Here is a 19,806-nt window from a genome sequence, read left to right as displayed (position 1 = left end):
CCGCCCGGTCAACGAGAATGCGTTCGCGGTGATCCCTGTAGGCTTCCCGGCGGACGTCTGCCAGGTCCCAGACGTGGTCCGCAAGTCTCTCGACCCGGTCATGGTCGAGTTCTAGCACGGGGCCCGGTGAGCGGCGCCCCCCCGCGCCGCTCACCGGGCCCCGTGGGCGCAGCGCGAAGGGGCGGACCGGAGACTTCCCGGCCCGCCCCTCCACGTACACCTCACCACGGTGCACACACGCTCACTCCATTTACGGAGTGACCTTCTCGATCTGGACGCTGCCCGTGCCCGCGACCGTGCCGCGCGCGTTCAGCAGCTGCACCTGGCCGAAGAACTGGCGCCCCTCGGGTGCCGCGCCGCCGACGTTCACGGAGGCCGTGACCTGGGCGGAGGCGCCGTTGGCGAGCTGCACCGTCTTCGACTCGTCGGTGGTGACCGTGCCGAGCGACGTCGCGAAGAACACATCGCGGTAGTCGTAGGTGGTGGAGCCTGCGGGGACCGAGTAGCCGTCCACGACGATCGTGTACGTACCGGCGGCGGGCTTGACGAGGCTCACGGCCTCCTCGGAGTCGCCGTCGGCGGCCTTGCCGACCTCCTTGCCGTCCTTCAGGACCACCAGGTCCAGGTCGGCCTTGGCGTCGGAGACCTTGCCGATGGCGACGTCGAGACGCTCCGCGCCCTCACCGAGGACGACCGTGGTCTCCTGCGTCTCACCCTGCTTGATGGCCGGCGTGGCGACCTTCGCGGAGCCCAGCGGGCCGCCCTTCAGCTTGCCGGTCAGCGCGCCGAAGTTGTTGGTGACCTTCCACTCGACGGGGGCCGGGGTGCCGGGCTTCGCCTCGGGGACGACCTTGACCGCCGGGTCGAACGTGGCACCGAGCAGCGTCACGTCCAGGGTGTACGGGTTGTCCAGCAGCGGCGACGTACGGCGCGACTCGACCTCGATCTCCCAGACGCCGGGCATCGGGTCCGGGTAGGACCGGACGTCCGGGCGGCAGGTGTTGGCCGGGTTCTCGTAGTTCGGGTAGCAGTTGACCGTCGACGTCGGGTCCGCGGGGACACCGTACGGGTGGATCGAGACGAACCGGGTCTGGCTGCCGGCGGCGAGCCCGCCGAGCGCGACCTCCAGGTTCTTCGCACCCTCGGGCACGGTGACGAAGTACGAGGTGGGGCCGTTGCGCTGCGCCGTGCCCGACTTCTTCAGCGTGTACGACGGCTTGGCCAGCTCGTCGGCGGCGACGACGGTGGTGAGGATCTGCTTGTCGATGCCCTCGGTGGCGTTGTCGGACACCTCCAGCACGGCGCTGTGGATGCCCGCAGTGCGCGGCTCCGCGGAGACCTTGACCGTGACCGGCGTGTTCAGCGGCAGCTTCACGACGTCGTTGCCGACGACCTTGAAGGTGCCGTCGTTGTTCTCGAAGTGCAGCTCGTGGCGGACATCGCCGGCCGGGCCCGAGGTGCGGGTGAGCGTGATGTCGTAGAGCTTCTTCTGGCCGGCCTTCAGGCCGCCCTCACGGTCGTAGAGACCGGTGCCGAAGCCGGGGGTCTTCAGCGCCTGGTCGATCGCGGTGTCGACCGGGGCCTTCACGGTGTACTCGTGCGCGGTGGCGCCCTTCTTCAGGGACTTCCACGCGTCGACCACGTTGATCAGACCCGCGCCCTGCTCGTGCGCCTGGGCACCCTTGATCTGGTCGGCCTGGCTGACCAGGGCGGTGCGCAGCTTGGCGGGGGTGAGGTCCATCTTCGCCTGCTTGGCGGCCGAGATCAGCAGCGCCGAGGCGCCCGCCGCCTGCGGGGAGGCCATCGAGGTGCCCTGGAGCATCTGGTAGCCGGCCGGCAGCGGGTAGCCCGCCTCGGCGACCGGGCCGCCGGGCAGCCAGGTCTGCGTGGTGTTGATCGCCGCGCCGGGCGCGGTGATCGTCGGCGCGAAGCCGCCGTCCTCACGCGGACCGCGCGAGGAGAACGGCATCATCGCGTACTTGTTCTTCACGACGGAGCCGTAGTTGGCCGCCCAGGTCTCCTTGGAGATGGACGCGCCGACCGAGATCACCTTGTCGGCGAGGGCGGGGTCACCGATGGTGTTGGTGCCCGGGCCGCTGTTGCCGGCGGAGATGACCAGCTGCACGCCGGAGGTGTCGATGAGGCGCGTGTAGAGCTCGGCGCGCGCGTTGTTGCCGTCGTTGAGGGCCGGCAGGCCGCCGATCGACATGTTCACGATGTCGACGCCGCGGTTCTGGACGAGGTCGGACATGCCCTCGAAGAGCGCGACGTTGGTGCAGCCGCCGCTCCAGGTGCACGCGCGCGAGGAGACCAGCTTGGCGCCGGGCGCCGCACCGTTCATCTTGCCGCCGAAGAGGCTGTTGGCGGCGGTGATGCCGGCGACGTGGGTGCCGTGCTCGCTCTCGATGATGCCGATGTTCACGAAGTCGGCCTTGGCGCCGTCCGCGTTGTAGACGACGTCCTTGCGGTACTCGACGACGAACGGGATCCGCTCCGCGACCTCGGTGGCCGGGTTGTCCGTGCCGAAGTAGCCGACCTGGAACTTGTCCTTGTACGGGCTCATCGCGACCTCGTCGGCGAAGTCGCCGTCGTTGTCGAGGTCCACGCGGACGGTTCCTGCGGCCTGGTCGTAGAGCACGCCCCACACGTCGGTGGTGTCACCGTCGCGGTTCAGGTCGCCCTTCATGTCGCCACCGGTGGTGACGTTCTCGCGGAAGACGTTGAACTTGTAGGTGCCCGCGGGCGCCGTCCAGGTCCGGCCGCCGGCCGTGAACGTCGGGCCGTTGACCGAGGTCAGCATCGGCCGCCAGGTCAGGTCGCCGTCGGCCACCGGGTCCGTCGCCGTCACCCAGTCGACGATCTTGCGCTCGCCGGTGGTGGTCTTCTGCAGCGCCGGGTGTCCGAGGTCGACGCCCGAGTCCAGGATGCCGATGGTCACCCCGCGGCCGTCCGCCTTCGGGTTCTTCTTCACGAAGTCGACGGCGCCCGTCTCGAAGGACGGGTTGTACGGGTTCACGGCGGGGGTGTTCTTCCCCGGCGCCGGGTACGTCCCCTTGGCCCCTTCGACGGCGCCCTTGGCGCGGTCGGCGGACGGCGTCGGGTCGTCGAGCTCGATCTCGTGCTTGAGGTCCATGCCCTGCACGCTGGAGAGCTTGGCCGCCGCCTTCAGCGCGGCCTCGGCCTTCGCGGTGGGCAGCGTGGCCCGCACGTAGCCGAGCTTGTCGTCGGTGCGGCTCACGGTCGCGCCGCTCACGCCGTCGAACTGCGCGGCGACCGCTTCGGTCGCTCCCGGCGTGGTCGCCACCATGACGGTGACGTCCTTGGCCCCCGAGGTCTGCGCCTCGGTGAGCAGTGCCTCGTCCGAGCTGCCGAGCTTGGCCTCGGCGGACTTGGGGGCCGGGGGAGTGGGCTCGGGCGTACCGGCGGCGAACGCGGGCAGCGGCGCGGTCGCACACAGCGCGGCTACCAGCGAGGCCGCGAAGGCTATGCGCGCGGTACGTCTGACGCCGCCCGCGCGAGGCGCGGAGGGCTGGGGGGTGGCGGTCATCTGCATCCCTGAATGTGAAGGATCTGGAAGAAGTCAGGACAGAAAGAGTCCGGATTTCGGTGTCCAATGACCGGTCAGCATGTCGTAAGTGACAGATGTTTGGGGAGAGTTGACCGAGGCGTAATACGCCATGGCATGTACCCGCCACTGGCGCACCCCCGCCGCGCGGGAACCCCGGGCGGCGTCCCGCACGGTTCTCCGGCGCACCGGAAAGCCCTGATCCCGGCGCGGGGACCGGTGCACCGCCTAGCCTCTGCAGATGAACGCAGAGCTGAGAGTCGCCGCCTACGCCGTGTGCGTACGGGAAGAGAAAGTGCTGCTGGCCCGCTGGGTTGCCCGGGACGGGGCCAGGCGGTGGACGCTGCCCGGCGGCGGGCTCGAACACGGCGAGGACCCGCTGGAAGCGGTCGTGCGCGAGGTCGACGAGGAGACCGGCTACACGGTCGAACCGGTGCAGCTGCTGGGTCTCGACTCCATCCGCCGCCGCTACCCGCGCCGGCTCGGTTCCTTCGCGGACTTCCAGGGACTGCGCATCGTGTACGAGGCGAAGGTGACGGGCGGCGAGCTGCGCCACGAGACGAACGGGTCCACCGACCTCGCCGCCTGGCACCCGCTGGACACCGTCGCGGACCTGGAGAGGGTCGAACTGGTCGATACCGGGCTGGAGTTGTGGCGCACCCGGCCCGCCACCGGCCGGGTGGAGCAACCGGGCGCCGGCCGGCGCGGCCACGCCGAGGACTGACACCGCACGAGCCCGGGGACGACACTCGCGCCGCGCCGGGCACCGGCGCAAGGGGACGCCGCTCCCGCCACGCCGTGCCGTACGGGGCCGGCTCACGCGGCGGGCATGCCGCGCGGCTCCGTGCGGCACACGCTTCCCGCAAGGGGACGCCACTCGCGCCGCGCCGTACCGCGCACCGGGCGCGCTCACCGGGGCGGTAGCACCACAGGTGCGCTCACCGGGGCAGTACCACCACATAGGCGGCCGGGTCGCGGTCGGCGGAGGCCATCAGTGCCGTCCGCACCACGGCCGCCTGCTGGTCCATCGCCTCGCGCAGCTTGCGCGGGGTCAGGTGGACGACGGTGATGCCCAGCCGCTCCAGGTGCTCCCGCCTGCGCGCGTACTGGGCCCACTCCCCGGGCTCCCGGCCCCGTTCCGCCTGCCCGGGGCCCGCCATGCCCTGCCGCGGCGTCCGGGTGTCCAGCTCCACCGCGACCGACTGGTCCGGCCAGAACGCGTCCACCCCGCCCAGGTGCGGTCCGCCGGGCAGCCGCAGATCCACGTTCCACACCGGGTCGGGCAGCCCGAAGCGGCGCACCATCTCGTACAGCCGCTCCTCCCCGGCGGCCCGGCCCTCGGCCATCACCGAGTCCACCGCGTCCGACACGTGCGGGCGGGCCAGCAGCCGTGCGAAGTGCAACTCGCGCACCAGCGCCGAAGGTTCGCAGTGCCCGCCCCGCACCGCCTCGGCGAGGATCCGGCGTACCGCCTCGCCGTCCGTCAGATGCGCCACCGCGTCGGCGAGCGCCCGGGCGACGGGGGCCACCGGCAGGCCCGTGATCACCTGGGTGCCCGGCAGCGAGTGCGCCCGCACGATCCGCGCGCACCCCGTCGACCGCAGCCGCCGGGTCCGCGGCACCATCACGTCGATCTGCTCCAGCGCCGTCAGCGGCGGCGCCGAGGTGAACCGGTACAGCGCCAGCGCCGCCAGCCCGGTCAGCACCGCCTCGCTCTCCTCGCCGTGCCGGTCGGCCCGCCCCGCGTACCGCAGCACCGCGTGCAGCCGCTCCTCGCTGGTCGGCGGCCCCTGGTGCAGCACGAACACCCCCGGCAGCAGCTGCTGCCACGGCCCGCCCGTCCGGCACTGGGAAGCGGCCTTCGCGGCGGACACCCCGAGCTCCCGCAGCTGCGCGGTGGTCAGGACGCGCCGCTCGACGGGGGAGAGGTGGCCGGGCGGGAAGGAGCGGGCGGGGGAGGGGATGCCCGGGGCGGGCGGGGCCCCGGCGGGCTCCGCCGGGTGCGCGCTGTCCGTCTGGGGGTGCGTGTCGTTGTTCATGCCGGGGATCTGCCCACCCGGGACCCGGCCTCTAACCGCTGTTACAGTCCCGTCGACAATCCGGGACAACACCGCCCTAAAGTACGGCTGTTCGACTGCCGAGCAATGCCCCGGGGCGGCGCCGGAAAACCCGGCCCCGCCCCGGATCACCCTTATGCCCGCCCGTCGCACTCCTGGGCCCGCCGCGCCCTGGCCAGGTCGTCCCGTGCCTCCAGCACCAGCCGCCGCAGCGCGGGCGCCGCCTGCGGGTGCTCCTGGAGCCAGGTGTCCGTCACCGCCAGCGTCCCGGCCGGATCCTGCAGGGCCGGATACAGGCCCTTCACGATCAGCACCCCGATCTGGATGGAACGCTCGCTCCACACCCGCTCGACGGCCTCGAAGTACTTCGGGGCGTACGGCTCCAGCAGCTCCCGCTGACTCCCCTGCTCGAAGCCCGCGATCGTCGCCTCGACCAGCGCGTTGGACAGCGCGTCGGACTCCACCACCGCCGCCCAGGCCTGCGCCTTGACCGCGGCCGAGGGCCGCGAGGCCAGGCAGCGCACCTGGTGCCGCTTGCCGGACGCCGTGTCGTCACGGGCCAGCTCGGCATCGACCGCGGCCTCGTCGGCGCGCCCGTGCGCGACCAGCGGCGACAGGAACCTCCAGCGCAGCTCCTGGTCGACGTCGAGACCGTCGATCCTCGCCGTACCGGCCAGCAGGCCCACCAGCAGCTGGTGGTCGGCGTCGGAGGAGGCCACGCCCGCGAAGAAGCGCGCCCAGGCCAGCTGCTGTTCGCTGCCGGGAAGGGCCGTGCGCAGCTCGCGCAGCGCACCCTCGCCCAGCAGCCGCCCGCCCTCCTCGCGCCACGCGGGCGCCGCGTAGTGGGTGAGCGCGGTCCGCGTCCAGGTGAGCAGCATCTCCAGCACGCCGATGTCGCTCTCGCGGCCCGCGAACCGCAGCACCAGGGCCACGAAGTCCCGCGCGGGCATCAGGCCGTCCCGGGTCAGGTTCCACAGCGCCGACCAGCACAGGGCGCGGGCCATCGGGTCGGTGAGGTCGCCGAGGTGGGCGCGGAGCGTGTCCAGCGAGAGCGCGTCGAAGCGGATCTTGCAGTACGTGAGGTCGTCGTCGTTGACCAGGACCAGCGCGGGCCGCTCGGTCCCGAGGAGCTCGCTCACGACCGTGCGCGGGCCCGCCACGTCCGTCTCCACGCGCGCGTAGCGGACGAGGTCGCCGCCCTGAAGCCGGTAGAGGCCCACCGCGACGCGGTGCGGGCGCAGTTCCGGGTGCGAGGCGGCGGCGTCCTGGACGACGGCGAACTCGGTGATCCGGCCCTCGCTGTCGCAGATGACCTCGGGGGTCAGGGAGTTGACCCCGGCGGTCTGCAGCCAGGAGCGCGACCACGCGGTCAGGTCCCGTCCGCTGGTCTCCTCCAGCGCCACGAGCAGGTCCCCGAGCACCGTGTTGCCGTACGCGTGGGACTTGAAGTAGCGGCGGGCCCCCTCCAGGAAGGCGTCCCGGCCGACGTACGCGACGAGCTGCTTGAGCACCGAGGCGCCCTTGGCGTAGGTGATGCCGTCGAAGTTCAGCTTGGCGTCCTGCAGGTCACGGATGTCGGCCGTGATCGGGTGCGTGGAGGGCAGCTGGTCGGCGCGGTAGGCCCAGGCCTTGCGGCGGTTGGTGAAGGTGATCCAGCCGTCGGTGAAGCGGGTCGCCTCGACCATCGAGAAGGAGCCCATGAAGTCCGCGAAGGACTCCTTCAGCCACAGGTCGTCCCACCACCGCATGGTGACCAGGTCGCCGAACCACATGTGCGCCATCTCGTGCAGGATGACGTTCGCCCGGCCCTCGTACGCCGAAGCCGTCGTCCTGCCGCGGAAGATGTACTCCTCACGGAAGGTGACCAGGCCCGGGTTCTCCATCGCGCCCAGGTTGTACTCCGGCACGAAGGCCTGGTCGTACTTGCCGAAGGGGTACGGGAAGTCGAAGTGGTCGTGGAAGAAGTCCAGGCCCTGCTTGGTGATCAGGAAGACGTCGTCCGCGTCGAAATGCTTGGCGAGCCCCTTGCGGCACATCGCGCCGAGCGGGATCTCCAGCGTGGTGCCGTCGTCGAAGGTCCGCGTGTAACGGTCGCTCACGAAGTGGTACGGGCCGGCCAGGACGGCTGTGATGTACGTCGAGATCGGCTCGGTCCCGGCGAACTGCCACACCCCGTCCGCGTCCAGCTCGCCCGCGCCGTTGCTCCAGGCCGTCCAGCCCTCGGGCGCCCGCACCGAGAAGCGGTAGGGGGCCTTCAGGTCGGGCTGCTCGAAGTTGGCGTACACCCGGCGCGCGTCGGCCGGTTCGTACTGCGTGTAGAGGTAGACCTCGCCGTCCTCCGGGTCGACGAAGCGGTGCATGCCCTCACCGGTGCGGCTGTACGCGCACTGGGCGTCCACCACCAGGACGTTCTCCGCCGCCAGGTCCTCCAGTGCGACGCGCGTCCCGTCGAAGACGGCGGAGGGGTCCAGCGCACGGCCGTTGAGGGTCACCGCGTTCACCGACGGGGCGATGAGGTCCGCGAACGTGGCGGCACCCGGCGTCGCCGACCTGAAGCGGACCGTCGTCACGGAACGGAACGTGCGCGGCCCTTCCCCCACGTGCTCGCCGACCGCCGAACGCAGGTCGAGCGCGACCTCGTAGCCGTCGACGGACAGCAGCTGCGCCCTCGCGCGGGCTTCGTCGCGGGACAGGTTCTCACCGGGCACGGGCACTCCTTCGTGACACGTATCGACACACTCGAAACAGGACCGATCCTCCCATGTGCACCTGTCGGCGCGAAGACGGGAATGGGCGCGGGGCGCAGCGGGTTGTCACGGCACGTACTGCTGGCGATCCGCATCGAGGAGATACCGAAATGTCCGACACGGCTGCCAAGACTCCCGCCGACTTCTGGTTCGACCCGCTGTGCCCGTGGGCCTGGATGACGTCCCGCTGGATGCTGGAGGTCGAGCAGGTCCGCGACGTGGAGGTCCGCTGGCACGTGATGAGCCTGGCCGTGCTCAACGAGGGCCGCGACGTGCCCGAGGAGTACGCCGAGGCCATGAAGGCGGCCTGGGGCCCGGTCCGGGTGGTCATCGCCGCCCAGCAGAAGCACGGCGACGAGGTCGTCGGCAAGCTCTACACCGCCCTCGGCAACCGCATCCACGTCGAGGGCCGCGGCGTCACCGACCCCGACGTGATCCCGGAGGCGCTCGCCGAGGTCGGCCTGCCCGCCTCCCTGGCGGACTTCGCCGGTCAGGACACGTACGACAAGGAACTGCGCGCCTCGCACGAGGCGGGGATCTCCCTCGTCGGCCAGGAGGTCGGCACCCCGGTCATCGCGGTGCCCGGCGCCGACGGCGAGCAGGTCGCCTTCTTCGGCCCCGTGGTCACCCCCGCCCCCAAGGGCGACGCCGCGGCCCGCCTCTGGGACGGCACCCTGCTGGTGGCCGGCACCCCGGGCTTCTTCGAGCTGAAGCGCACCCGCACCCAGGATCCCGTCTTCGACTGACCTGCGGTGTCCGCGCGGCACCGCCCGTCCGGCCGCCCCCGGCGGGCACACCGGGACGAACGCGTTTAGCGTCCCGGTATGGAGACAGGTGAGATACGCGGAGACATAGGCAAGGGCGGGTCCCGCCGCGTCCCCGGCCCCGCGCAGGAAACAGACCTGCCCGGCGCCCGCGACGACGACCCGTCCCTGTCCCACGGCAACGCCCCCCATGCCACCCTGCCCGTACGCCCGACCGACCGGGTGGTGCGGGCAGGGTGCTGTCTGCTGGCCGGCCTCTGGCGGCTGACCGGCCTGCGCCGGGCCTCGGGCACCCTGCGCCACTACCTCGGGGGCACCGGTTCCCCCTACCCGCTCGACGCCACCACCCTGGCGGCCCTGCCGCCGGTGAGAGCCGCGGTGAACGCCCGTCTGCTGGAGGCGGAGGCCGGCCACTGGTCGGGCACCGACGACTGGCGCGGCGTCCTGATCACGCCGTCCACCTCGCCGGACTGGTGGCTGGCGGTCCGCGGCATCGAGTACCGGGTGGTCCGCCCCAACCCGCAGTACTACCGGGTGGAGTTCCACAAGGTCTGGAACTTCGACCGCGGTGAATCCGCCTGCCACTTCCCCTTCGCACCCCTGGCGCGTCTCCACGAAACGGGCCTCGCCCACGAGTTCGAGGCCGTCGGCCGTACGGGGTACCTGCCGCGCTGAGCGGGCCCCCTGCCGCGCCGGGCGGGTCCGGGCGGCGCCGGGCAGCGCCGGGAGCGGGGGCGGGTCCGGGCAGCAGAGAGCCCCCGCGAGTCATGTCCTCGCGGGGGCTCTCCTTCCATCCACCCGCCCGGGAAGGCTGAGAAGACGATCACGAGCAGGGCGTTGAGGGGTCCCGCCGAACGGCGGGCGCGTCACACCGCGTGCGGTGGACTCGAGGACGGACTCACGGCGTGATGAGCGGCGTGCGGTTCTTCGCGTCGGCGTAGCGCTTGGCCACGTCCTGCCAGTTCACGACGGCCCACATGGCGTCGATGAAGTCGACCTTCTGGTTCTTGTACTGCAGGTAGAAGGCGTGCTCCCAGGCGTCGAAGACCAGGACGGGGACGGAGCCCTGGCCGACGTTGCCCTGGTGGTCGTAGACCTGCTCGACGATGAGACGGCCCGAGACCGGCTCGTACGCCAGGACGCCCCAGCCGGAGCCCTGCGTCGTCGCGGCGGCCTTCGTCAGCTGCGTCTTGAACTTGGCGAAGGAGCCGAACGACTCGGCGATCGCGTCCGCCAGGTCGCCGACACCGTCGGCGGCCGTCGGCTCGCCGCCGCCGTTGCCGTCCTTCGGGGAGGCCATGTTGTGCCAGTAGATCGAGTGCAGGATGTGGCCGGAGAGGTGGAACGCGAGGTTCTTCTCCAGGCCGTTGATCGCGCCCCAGGCGTCCTTGTCCCGGGCCTCTTCGAGCTGCTCCAGGGTGTCGTTGGCGCCCTTGACGTAGGCGGCGTGGTGCTTGTCGTGGTGCAGCTCGATGATCTGCGGATTGATCACCGGCTCCAGCGCCGCGTAGTCGTACGGAAGTTCAGGAAGCGTGTAAATGGCCATGTCGTCCGACCCCTCCGATTGCTTATTGCAAGTCGTATGCATCTGCACGCTACCAGCAGTTATTTGACGGAGCAGCTTAGGCATGCCTCAGTAAAAAGTCCTGGGTCCGCAGGCGGAGAGCCTGCGGACCCAGGACCGGGGGCCGGAAACGGAAGGGTCAGCTGCGGGCCTTGGCCCGCCGCTGGCGGACGAGGCCGATGACCATCAGGAACACCGTCAGGGCACCCGTGCCGAAGAGCTGCTGGCGGGTGTCCGGCTGGCGCAGCATCAGGACGAAGATGACCGCCATGCCCGCCAGCGCCACCCAGGTCAGCACCGGGAACAGCCACATCCGCACGACCAGCTTCTCCGGCGTCTCCCGCTCGGTACGGCGGCGCAGGATCAGCTGGGAGACCGCGATGAAGATCCAGACGACGAGGATCAGCGCGCCGATCATGTTCAGCAGCCACGGGAAGACCTTGTCCGGGCTGATCCAGCTGAGCGCCACGCACACGAAGCCGAAGACCGACGAGCACAGGACGGCGATGCGCGGGACGCCGCCCGACAGCCTGCCCAGGAACGCCGGGCCCTGCCCGCGCCGGACCAGCGAGTACGCCATCCGGGAGGAACCGTAGATGTTGGCGTTCATCGCCGAGAGCAGGGCGGCCAGCACGATCACATTCATGATCTGGCCGGCCGCCGGGATGCCCAGGTGGTCGAGAGTGGCGACGTACGGGCCGATCTCGGCCACCTTCGGGTCGTCCCACGGCACCAGCGTGACGACCACGGCCATCGAGCCGATGTAGAAGACGGCGATGCGCCACATCGCGGTACGGACCGCCTTGGCCACGCCCTGCACCGGGTGCTCGGACTCCGCCGCCGCGATCGTCACGGTCTCCAGGCCGCCGTACGCGAACACCGAGGCCAGCAGGCCGATGATCAGGCCCTCGCTGCCGTTGGGGAAGAAGCCGCCGTCACCGGTGAGGTTGGTGAGACCGGGAGCGGGGGCGTCGCTGCCGGGCAGCACACCGAAGATGGCGAGCAGGCCCAGGATCAGGAACAGCGAGATCGCGCCGACCTTCAGGGCCGCGAACCAGAACTCGAACTCGCCGAAGTTCTTCACCGCCGCCAGATTCGTGGCCAGGAAGATCACCATGAACAGCGCCACCCAGGCCCACTGCGGGCTCCCCGGGAACCAGCCCTGCATGATCTTCGCCGCGCCGATGCCCTCCAGGCCCACCGCCACACAGAGCAGGAACCAGAACGCCCAGCCCGCCGTGAAGCCCGCCCACGGCCCGATCGCCCGCTCGGCGTGCGCCGAGAACGAGCCCGAGCTGGGGTTGGCCGCCGACATCTCGCCCAGCATCCGCATCACCAGCATGACGAGCAGGCCGGATATCGCGTACGCGATGACGATCGAGGGACCCGCGGCGGCGATGCCCGCACCGGAGCCCACGAAGAGCCCGGCACCGATCACCCCGCCGAGGGCGATCATGGAGAGATGGCGCTGCTTGAGGCCGTGACCGAGCGAGGATTCGCCGGCCGGCGCGTCAGCCGGGGTTCCGGTCCGGGTGGATGCCGGCGGGGGCGCGGAGGTCCGAGACATGGGCGGGCCCTGTTCACTAGCGGAGACGGTGGGGGAGCGAGGCGGCAAAGCGGCTCACAGTCTCGGCATCCACCCCGCTCAGAGGGAACAGGGGACCGCTATACGGACACCACGCTCACACACCGTGAAAATCTAGGCACGCCTCGCGCGCAACTCCCGCACCCACGCCACCAGCAGCACCAGCGCCGTCGCCCCCGCCGACCACAGCAGCTGGGGCCTGGCCGTCTCGTCGAGCAGCATCAGCACCAGCACCACCGCCATCGCGGCCAGTGCCACCCAGGTCAGATACGGGAACGCCCACATCCGCAGGGTCAGCCGCTCCGGCATCTCCCGCTCGATCCGCCGCCGCAGCCTCAGCTGTGACACCGCGATCAGCCCCCACACGAAGAGCAGCACCGCGCCCACCGCGTTGAGCATGTAGAGGAAGACGGTCTCGGGCCACAGCAGATTGAGCACCACCGACACGAAACCGAACGCCACCGAGGCGAGTACCGCCCGGCGCGGCACCCCGCCGGGCGAGACGGCCAGCAGCCCCTTCGGCGCCTCGTCGCGCTCGGCCAGCGAGAAGACCATCCGGGACGCCCCGTACAGATTGGCGTTCAGCGCGGAGAGCAGGGCCACGAAGACCACGATGTTCATCAGGGTGCCCGCGCCGGGGACCCCGATCCGGTCGAGCACGGCGACGTAAGGACTGAGGCCCGGCGTCATCGACGTCCACGGCAGCAGGGTCACGATCACCAGCATCGACCCGACGTAGAAGAACAGGATCCTGACGATCGCGCTGCGCACCGCGCGCCCCACCGCGCGGACCGGATCGTCCGTCTCGGCGGCGGCGATCGTGACGACCTCCAGGCCGCCGAACGCGAAGACCACCGCCAGGACACCGGAGATCACCCCGGACGCCCCCTGGGGGAAGAATCCGCCGTCACCGGTCAGATGCGCCATGCCGACGGGTTCCGTGTCGGGCAGCACACCGAAGATCGCGAGCACACCCAGTGCCAGGAAGAGGACGATCGCCCCGACCTTCAGCGCCGCGAACCAGAACTCGAACTCACCGAAGTTCTTCACGGCGGCCAGATTGGCGGCCGTGAAGACCACCATGAAGATCAGCACCCAGGCCCACTGCGGCACCCCGGGCGCCCAGCCGTTCGCGATCTTCGCCGCGCCGGTCGCCTCCACCGCGAGCACCACGACCAGCAGGAACCAGTACAGCCAGCCCACGCTGAACCCCGCCCACCGGCCGAGCGCCCGCTCCGCGTGCACCGAGAACGAGCCCGAGGCGGGCATCGCCGAGGACATCTCCCCGAGCATCCGCATCACCAGCATCGCGAGGGCTCCCGCGATTAGGTACGACAGGACGATGCCGGGGCCCGCGACGGCGATCCCGGCACCCGAGCCCACGAAAAGCCCCGCACCGATCACCCCGCCCAGACCGAGCATGGTCAGATGGCGCTGCTTGAGCCCGGCGGACAGGGGCTCCCGGGGAGCGGACGTGCGGAGCTGCTGGTCTTGCATGGCGCTCGTACTCTCGAAGGGCCGCAGGCGGTAAGCGGGCGCGGCCGCGGGAATTTGGCGGGACCCCACAGTGTCCCCTCTCCCGAGCCCACCGCGCAAAAGGGACCTAACTCCTGACGTTGCCAGTGACGCGCATCACGTCCCCGGGCGGGGACCGTGCGTCCTTTGTGTGATGTCCACCAAGCCCCTGTCCCCGGCTTTGTCGGCGTTCTAGGGTGATCGAGCGTTGACCCTTGGGCTAACGTCACCGTGTCCCCCACCGTCCTTCTCTTCTGCGGAGTCCCGATGAGCACTGCTGCCGTATCCGTCCGCCCCGGTGCGGTCCTCGCCGACCTGCTTCCGGCCACTCGCGTGCGCACCGCCGCGCTGGTCGTCGGTGGCGCGGCGCTCACCGGCCTCGCGGCCCAGATAGCCGTGCCCGTGCCGGGCTCGCCGGTGCCGGTCACCGGGCAGACCTTCGCCGCGCTGCTCGTCGGCACGGCGCTCGGCGCCCGCAACGGCTTCCTGTCCCTGGCGCTGTACACGCTGGTCGGCATGGCCGGAGTGCCGTGGTTCCAGTCCGGTACGTCGGGCCCGGGCGGCGCCTCGTTCGGCTACGTCATCGGCATGCTGCTGGCCGCCACGGTCGTCGGCGCACTGGCCCGGCGCGGCGGCGACCGCTCGGTGGCACGCACCGCGGGCACCATGGTGGTCGGCTCCGCGATCATCTACGCGGTGGGCGTCCCGTACCTGATGGCTGTCACCGGCATGGGCCTGGGTGCCGCGCTCGCGGCGGGCGTCGTGCCCTTCCTCATCGGGGACGCGCTGAAGGCGGCGCTGGCGATGGGCGCGCTGCCGACCGCGTGGAAGCTGGCCGGCCGCAAGGGCTGAGGTTCCGCGGGTCCGCATCCCGCACGTGCGCAGCGGAGGGGCTGTTCCGGGGTCGACCCCCTGGAACAGCCCCTCGCTGTATGTGGTGTCCGCGTCCGCGGGGCGTCCGCCGTCCCCCGGTCCTGGTCCGTTCCTCAGTGCTGCTGTACGGAGCGCTCGCGACGGCTCCACCAGAACCCCGCGCCACCCGCCGCGAGCAGCAGCGCGCCGGCCCCGCCCAGCAGGGTCGTGTCCGTGCCGACGCCGGTGTCCGGCAGATCGCCGGGCCGGGCGGGGGGCTTGGTGCCGCCGGGCGCGGGGGACGGCGCATCGGGTGCGAGCGGCACGTTCACCGTGTTGAGCAGCAGCGGGGTGTCGGGTGCGTTGGGTGTCGGCGTGGTGGTGCCGAAGTCGACCGGGCCCTGCTGCCAGAGCAGCTTCCCGCTGGTGCCCTCGGTCACCGGCAGACAGATCCTGCCCTTCTTCCTCAGGTCGAAGGTGGCGTCCACGGCGTACGACTTCGACGTGCCGGCGGCCAGGTCCGCGACGGTGCAGGAGAACCCGCTGCGGGAGCCCTTCGGCAGCTTGCCCGCCGGGATCGGCGTACAGCCCGGGACGGCGTCGATCTTCAGGCCGTCGAATCCGACGACGGCCAGGGTGATCCCACCGGAGGCCTTTGCGCCCTTGTTTGCCACCGTCGCGGCAATTTTTGTCTTTCCGGTTTTGTTGTCGACCGAAATCTTTGCGGGAAGTTCGGTCGTCACCTTGAGGTCGGCGGGAGCGCTGGGGCCGGGGGTTCCGCCCTGCGTACTGCCCGGTGTGGGTTCGGCCGCGAAAGCACCGTACGGAAGCAGAAGAACGGACGCTGCCGCGACCGCCAGACAAGATCCGGCACGTGTGGCGGCGGTCCCTTTACCGATCTTTTCGAGCATTTCCCAGCCCCCTCGTTCTGAACAGCGTCAGCTGTACCTGCAGGAGTATCACAAGATTGCTTCCAACTGTGCTGCAATGGAGGGAAGTCAATATCTCTGTCCTGGTCGCAGCAGGTGCTGAGGAGGGGGACGGGAATGCCGAGGTACGCGAGTGGCGGGGTGCAGGGGTTATTGATCGCAGGCCGCTACCGGCTGGGGGAGACGATAGGCCAGGGCGGCATGGGGCGGGTGTGGCGCGCCTATGACGAAATCCTGGACCGCACCGTCGCCGTAAAGGAAATGCGTGTCGACGGATTGGACGCAGAGGACAATCGAATTCGCCGCGAAAGGACTTTGCGGGAAGCCCGGGCCACGGCTCGCCTGGACCACCCCAATGTGGTGCGCGTTTACGACGTGGCCGACGAGGGCGACCGGTTGTGGATCGTGATGGAGCTGGTGGATGCACGGTCACTGGAGCAACTGCTCGTGGAGGACGGCCCTGTCTCCCCGCGCGAGGCGGCGCGGATCGGGCTCGGGGTGGCGGCGGCGCTTCGCGAGGTGCACGCGCGCGGGGTGCTGCACCGCGACATCAAGCCCGGCAACGTGCTCCTGGGCCGGGGCAACGGCCGGATCGTCCTCACCGACTTCGGCATCGCCGCCATCCAGGACACCAAGGCCCTGACCGTCGTCGGCATGCTGATCGGCTCCCCGGACTACATGGCCCCCGAGCGGGTCGGCGGGCGCCCGCAGGGAGCGCCGTCCGATCTGTGGTCGCTGGGCGCGACCCTGTGTGCGGCGGTCTCCGGCGCTTCCCCGTTCACCCGGCCCACGACGATGGCGACCCTGCACGCGGTGCTCTACGAGGAGCCGCTGCTCCCACCGGAGGCGGGCGTCCTGGCCCCGCTGCTGTGCGCCCTGCTGGCCAAGGAACCGGAGTCCCGCCCGACGGTCGACGAGCTGTACGCGTCGCTGGAGGCCCTGCTGACCGTGCCGAGGACGCCGACACTGGTGGAGCGCAGGCAGCCCGGCCCGCCGAAGCGGCCGCAGGAGCCGGAGCCGCCGCAGGAGCCGCAGCCCGAGCCGGAACCGGAACCCCAGCTGGAACCGGAGCCGCAGCCTGAACCCGAGCCGCATCCAGAGCCGGAACCGGAGCCTGAATCGGGGCCGCACCCAGAGCCGGAGCCCGAGCACGCCTCCGTACCCTCGCCCGAGCCTGTACGTGAGCCCCTCGGCGAGCCGCCGCCGCAGGAGCCCCCGGCCGGGCCCGCACCCGGGCCCGCACCCGGGCCCGCACCCGGGCCCGCACCCGCGCCCGCGGCCCCCGGCCGCTCCCTCCGACCACGCGCGCGCGTGGCCGCCGTAGTGGGGGCCGGTGTCGCGGTCGCCGTCGTCACGACGCTCGTCGTCGTCCTCACCCAGGGCGGTGAGCCCCGCGGGACAGCGGTGGGGGAGGGCGGGAGCAGCGCCGGGCCCGTCGTGCCCACCGTCGCAGGGACCGCCAGGCCGCCCACCTCCCGGGACCGCCCGGGCAGCCGGAACGAGACCGGGTTCGCCTGGGTACCGCCGCCCGGCTGGACGCGCAGCGCGAAGAGCCCGTCCAACGTCCACTACCACTCGCCCGACGGCACACAGGAAATCGCCGCCTCGTTCGGACTTGCCCGGGGCGGCGATCTCTTGGAGCAGTGGGAACGCTTCGAGGCCGCCTCGCACGACGTGGCGGGCTACTCGAAGATCCAGCTGGAGCGGACCACCTTCCGGGGCCGGCCCGCCGTCATCTGGGAGTACACCTTCACCCAGGCGGGCAGGCCCTGGCAGGCCCGGCAGACCGGCTTCCACGCGGGCGGCAAGTCGTACCAGCTCAACGTCTGGTTCGAGCAGTCCGCCCGCGCCGAGGCCTTCCGTAACCATCAGCGGGTGACGGAGTCCTTCGTGCCGCTCTGAACTCCGGTGCCCGCCGCCGGCGGCAGGGTGCCGTTCCGCTTCTGGACGCTCTCGCGGACCAGTGCGAAGCCCACGACCAGCGCCGCGACCAGCAGCGACAGGAGCACCTGGGTGCGGCCGGCGTCGTCGGTCAGCATGTAGACCAGCACGAACGAGATCATCGCGATCGTCGCCCACGTCAGGTACGGGAAGAGCCACATCTTCACGACCAGCTTGGACGGGTCCTCGCGCAGGATCATGCCGCGCATCCGCAGCTGGGTGAAGCAGATGACCAGCCACACGAACAGCGCGACGGCACCGGAGGAGTTCAGCAGGAACTGGAAAACCGTGTCGGGCCACATGTAGTTGAAGAAGACGGCCACGAAGCCGAAGACGACGGACGCGAGGATGGCGGTCTGCGGCACGCCGCGCTTGTTGACCTTGGTGAAGGACGCCGGGGCGTCCTTGCGGCGGCCCAGCGAGAACGCCATGCGGGAGGCGGTGTAGAGGCCCGAGTTCAGGCAGGACAGCACCGCCGTCAGCACGATCACGTTCATGATCTGGCCGGCGTGCGGAATGCCGATCGAGTTCAGCGCGGCGACGTAGGAGCCGCCCTCGGCGACGATCGACTTGTCGTTCCACGGCAGCAGCGTCACCACGACGAAGATCGAGCCGAGGTAGAAAATGCCGATGCGCCAGATGACGCTGTTGGTGGCCTTGGTGACGGCGCGCTGCGGGTCCTCCGACTCACCGGCGGCGAGCGTGACGATCTCCGAGCCCATGAACGAGAACACCACCATCAGCACACCGGTCAGAATCGCCCCGTACCCGTGGGGGAAGAAGCCTCCGGTATCCGTCAGATGCGCAAAGCCGGCGCCCGGGTTGTCCGAGCCGGGCAGCACGCCAAAGACCGCGAGCAGACCGATCGCGACGAACGCACCGATCGCGACGACCTTGATCCCCGCGAACCAGAACTCGAACTCGCCGTACGACGACACCGAGGCGAGGTTGGTGGCGGTCAGCACCACCATGACGATCAGGGCCCAGCCCCACTGCGGTACCGCGGGTATCCAGCCTTCCAGGATCTTCGCGCCCGCGGTCGCCTCGACGGCCAGCACCACGACCCAGAAGAACCAGTACAGCCAGCCGATCGAGAACCCGGCCCAGCGGCCGAGCGCCTGGTCCGCGTAGGCGGAGAAGGAACCCGAGGACGGGCGGGCGGCCGCCATCTCGCCGAGCATCCGCATCACGAACACGACCATCACGCCGACCAGGGCGTACGACAGCAGGATCGCGGGGCCGGCGGCGGCGATGCCCGCGCCGGATCCGACGAACAGACCGGCGCCGATGACGCCGCCGATCGCGATCATGGAAAGGTGGCGGTTCTTCAGGCCGGCCTGCAGGCCACCGCTGTCGGCGGGCGCCGCGCCTCCGGGGTCACCGGGGCTGCCTGGCTCCTGCCGCCGCTGCGCCTTCTCCATCTTCCGGGTCGGCTGCGCGCTCATGCACAATCCTCATTCATCCATCGTTCGGGCACGTCTTCGGGCCCACTGGGTCATGACGCTCGGGTGACGAGCCCCCGCATTCAAGCCGAACCCCGGATGAATCGGAAGAGATGATTCCGGATCGTTGCACGGACGGAAGTCCGGGACACGGGTCCTCGAAAAACGGGGCTTGGGTCCCGCGCGGCGGGGGACCAAGGCCCTTACCCCGGTCCCGCCTACCCGGCGCACCACGTGCCACACTTCGACCATGCGCGTGTACCTCGGTTCCGACCATGCCGGATACGAACTCAAGAACCACCTCGTCGAGTGGCTCACGGCCCACGGCCACGAGCCCGTCGACTGTGGTCCCCACATCTACGACGCCCAGGACGACTACCCGCCGTTCTGCCTCCGCGCCGCCGAGCGGACGGCCGCGGACGCGGACGCGCTGGGCATCGTGATCGGCGGCTCCGGGAACGGCGAGCAGATCGCCGCGAACAAGGTGAAGGGCGTACGGGCAGCCCTGGCCTGGAGCGAGCAGACCGCGGCGCTCGGCCGCGAGCACAACAACGCGAACGTGATCTCGATCGGTGGCCGGATGCACACCGAGGCGGAGGCGACGAAGTTCGTCGAGATCTTCCTCTCGACGCCGTACTCGAACGAGGCACGCCACACGCGCCGCATCGAGATGCTCTCCACCTACGAATCCACCGGCACCCTCCCCCCGATCCCCCCTCACCACCCGCAGACCCCGTAACCTCCCCGGGCCCCACCGCCCCCCATGCCCCCCGCCAGCCCCCTTGGGGGGCGGGCCCGCCCTGATTACCCCCGTTCCCTTGGGCGGCGGGGCCGCCCCCACACTC

Annotated in this window: 14 protein-coding genes and 1 pseudogene; 7 read left to right on the top strand and 8 right to left on the bottom strand. The window is 70.8% G+C overall.

The features are described from left to right. Positions 1–115: pseudogene (locus tag ACFWVV_RS36435) on the top strand (nitroreductase family protein); the annotation flags it as partial. Positions 116–250: 135 nt separating this feature from the next. Here the strand turns inward: ACFWVV_RS36435 and ACFWVV_RS36430 are convergent. Further along, on the bottom strand, positions 251–3,547 hold the full coding sequence (locus ACFWVV_RS36430; RefSeq protein WP_384341887.1) for a S8 family serine peptidase: 3,297 nt from the start codon (positions 3,545–3,547) through the stop codon (positions 251–253). A 259-nt stretch (positions 3,548–3,806) separates the two neighbouring features. On the opposite strand from ACFWVV_RS36430, the gene ACFWVV_RS36425 reads away from it, so the two are divergent. Then, complete coding sequence (locus tag ACFWVV_RS36425; RefSeq protein ID WP_384341885.1) at positions 3,807–4,289, top strand: NUDIX hydrolase; 483 nt, start codon at positions 3,807–3,809, stop codon at positions 4,287–4,289. Between the two features lie 214 nt (positions 4,290–4,503). Here the strand turns inward: ACFWVV_RS36425 and ACFWVV_RS36420 are convergent, their stop codons facing one another. After that, positions 4,504–5,604 carry a hypothetical protein gene (locus ACFWVV_RS36420; protein WP_384341883.1) on the bottom strand — a complete coding sequence of 367 codons (1,101 nt, stop codon included), beginning with the start codon at positions 5,602–5,604 and terminating at the stop codon, positions 4,504–4,506. Positions 5,605–5,756: 152 nt separating this feature from the next. After that, positions 5,757–8,330 (bottom strand): aminopeptidase N, encoded by a 2,574-nt coding sequence (gene pepN / locus ACFWVV_RS36415; protein WP_384341881.1) that lies wholly within the window; start codon positions 8,328–8,330, stop codon positions 5,757–5,759. A 149-nt stretch (positions 8,331–8,479) separates the two neighbouring features. Between pepN and ACFWVV_RS36410 the strand changes: the two genes are divergently transcribed. Further along, positions 8,480–9,115, top strand: coding sequence for a DsbA family protein (locus tag ACFWVV_RS36410; RefSeq protein WP_384341879.1), 636 nt, complete (start codon positions 8,480–8,482; stop codon positions 9,113–9,115). A 78-nt stretch (positions 9,116–9,193) separates the two neighbouring features. Continuing rightward, complete coding sequence (locus ACFWVV_RS36405) at positions 9,194–9,808, top strand: hypothetical protein (RefSeq protein ID WP_384341877.1); 615 nt, start codon at positions 9,194–9,196, stop codon at positions 9,806–9,808. A 223-nt stretch (positions 9,809–10,031) separates the two neighbouring features. On the opposite strand, the gene ACFWVV_RS36400 is transcribed toward ACFWVV_RS36405, so the two are convergent. The 3 genes from ACFWVV_RS36400 to ACFWVV_RS36390 form a co-directional block, all read right to left on the bottom strand. Further along, positions 10,032–10,679 carry a superoxide dismutase gene (locus ACFWVV_RS36400; protein WP_384341875.1) on the bottom strand — a complete coding sequence of 216 codons (648 nt, stop codon included), beginning with the start codon at positions 10,677–10,679 and terminating at the stop codon, positions 10,032–10,034. Positions 10,680–10,836: 157 nt separating this feature from the next. After that, entirely contained in the window at positions 10,837–12,264 is a 1,428-nt protein-coding gene (locus ACFWVV_RS36395; protein ID WP_384341874.1) for an amino acid permease, read from the bottom strand. A gap of 132 nt (positions 12,265–12,396) precedes the next feature. Then, positions 12,397–13,779, bottom strand: a complete 1,383-nt coding sequence (locus ACFWVV_RS36390) for an amino acid permease (protein ID WP_384341872.1) — start codon at positions 13,777–13,779, stop codon at positions 12,397–12,399. 285 nt (positions 13,780–14,064) lie between these two features. Here ACFWVV_RS36390 and ACFWVV_RS36385 point away from each other — a divergent pair, with 285 nt between their 5' ends. Next, a complete protein-coding gene (locus tag ACFWVV_RS36385; protein WP_384341870.1) occupies positions 14,065–14,649 on the top strand; it encodes a biotin transporter BioY in 585 nt (194 codons plus the stop codon). 134 nt (positions 14,650–14,783) lie between these two features. Here the strand turns inward: ACFWVV_RS36385 and ACFWVV_RS36380 are convergent, their stop codons facing one another. After that, a complete protein-coding gene (locus ACFWVV_RS36380; RefSeq protein ID WP_384341868.1) occupies positions 14,784–15,560 on the bottom strand; it encodes an LPXTG cell wall anchor domain-containing protein in 777 nt (258 codons plus the stop codon). Positions 15,561–15,731: 171 nt separating this feature from the next. Between ACFWVV_RS36380 and ACFWVV_RS36375 the strand changes: the two genes are divergently transcribed. Then, positions 15,732–17,480, top strand: a complete 1,749-nt coding sequence (locus ACFWVV_RS36375) for a serine/threonine-protein kinase (protein WP_384341867.1) — start codon at positions 15,732–15,734, stop codon at positions 17,478–17,480. Here the strand turns inward: ACFWVV_RS36375 and ACFWVV_RS36370 are convergent. Beyond that, entirely contained in the window at positions 17,447–18,964 is a 1,518-nt protein-coding gene (locus ACFWVV_RS36370; protein ID WP_384341865.1) for an amino acid permease, read from the bottom strand. The genes ACFWVV_RS36375 and ACFWVV_RS36370 overlap by 34 nt on opposite strands. Positions 18,965–19,211: 247 nt before the next feature. Between ACFWVV_RS36370 and ACFWVV_RS36365 the strand changes: the two genes are divergently transcribed. After that, positions 19,212–19,700, top strand: coding sequence for a ribose-5-phosphate isomerase (locus tag ACFWVV_RS36365; protein WP_384341863.1), 489 nt, complete (start codon positions 19,212–19,214; stop codon positions 19,698–19,700). The last annotated feature ends 106 nt before the right edge of the window (positions 19,701–19,806 follow it).

This window comes from Streptomyces sp. NPDC058663 (assembly GCF_042716745.1).
Taxonomy (GTDB): Bacteria; Actinomycetota; Actinomycetes; order Streptomycetales; family Streptomycetaceae; genus Streptomyces.
Note: the sequence above shows the minus strand (reverse complement) of the source record. Positions and strands in the feature narration are given on the sequence as shown.

What these genes read in the sequence shown, in the direction of transcription:
- ACFWVV_RS36430 (WP_384341887.1), bottom strand. Translation starts at nt 3,547, where the DNA reads ATGACCGCCACCCCCCAGCCCTCCGCGCCTCGCGCGGGCGGCGTCAGA.
- ACFWVV_RS36425 (WP_384341885.1), top strand. Translation starts at nt 3,807, where the DNA reads ATGAACGCAGAGCTGAGAGTCGCCGCCTACGCCGTGTGCGTACGGGAA.
- ACFWVV_RS36420 (WP_384341883.1), bottom strand. Translation starts at nt 5,604, where the DNA reads ATGAACAACGACACGCACCCCCAGACGGACAGCGCGCACCCGGCGGAG.
- ACFWVV_RS36410 (WP_384341879.1), top strand. Translation starts at nt 8,480, where the DNA reads ATGTCCGACACGGCTGCCAAGACTCCCGCCGACTTCTGGTTCGACCCG.
- ACFWVV_RS36405 (WP_384341877.1), top strand. Translation starts at nt 9,194, where the DNA reads ATGGAGACAGGTGAGATACGCGGAGACATAGGCAAGGGCGGGTCCCGC.
- ACFWVV_RS36400 (WP_384341875.1), bottom strand. Translation starts at nt 10,679, where the DNA reads ATGGCCATTTACACGCTTCCTGAACTTCCGTACGACTACGCGGCGCTG.
- ACFWVV_RS36395 (WP_384341874.1), bottom strand. Translation starts at nt 12,264, where the DNA reads ATGTCTCGGACCTCCGCGCCCCCGCCGGCATCCACCCGGACCGGAACC.
- ACFWVV_RS36390 (WP_384341872.1), bottom strand. Translation starts at nt 13,779, where the DNA reads ATGCAAGACCAGCAGCTCCGCACGTCCGCTCCCCGGGAGCCCCTGTCC.
- ACFWVV_RS36385 (WP_384341870.1), top strand. Translation starts at nt 14,065, where the DNA reads ATGAGCACTGCTGCCGTATCCGTCCGCCCCGGTGCGGTCCTCGCCGAC.
- ACFWVV_RS36380 (WP_384341868.1), bottom strand. Translation starts at nt 15,560, where the DNA reads ATGCTCGAAAAGATCGGTAAAGGGACCGCCGCCACACGTGCCGGATCT.
- ACFWVV_RS36370 (WP_384341865.1), bottom strand. Translation starts at nt 18,964, where the DNA reads ATGAGCGCGCAGCCGACCCGGAAGATGGAGAAGGCGCAGCGGCGGCAG.
- ACFWVV_RS36365 (WP_384341863.1), top strand. Translation starts at nt 19,212, where the DNA reads ATGCGCGTGTACCTCGGTTCCGACCATGCCGGATACGAACTCAAGAAC.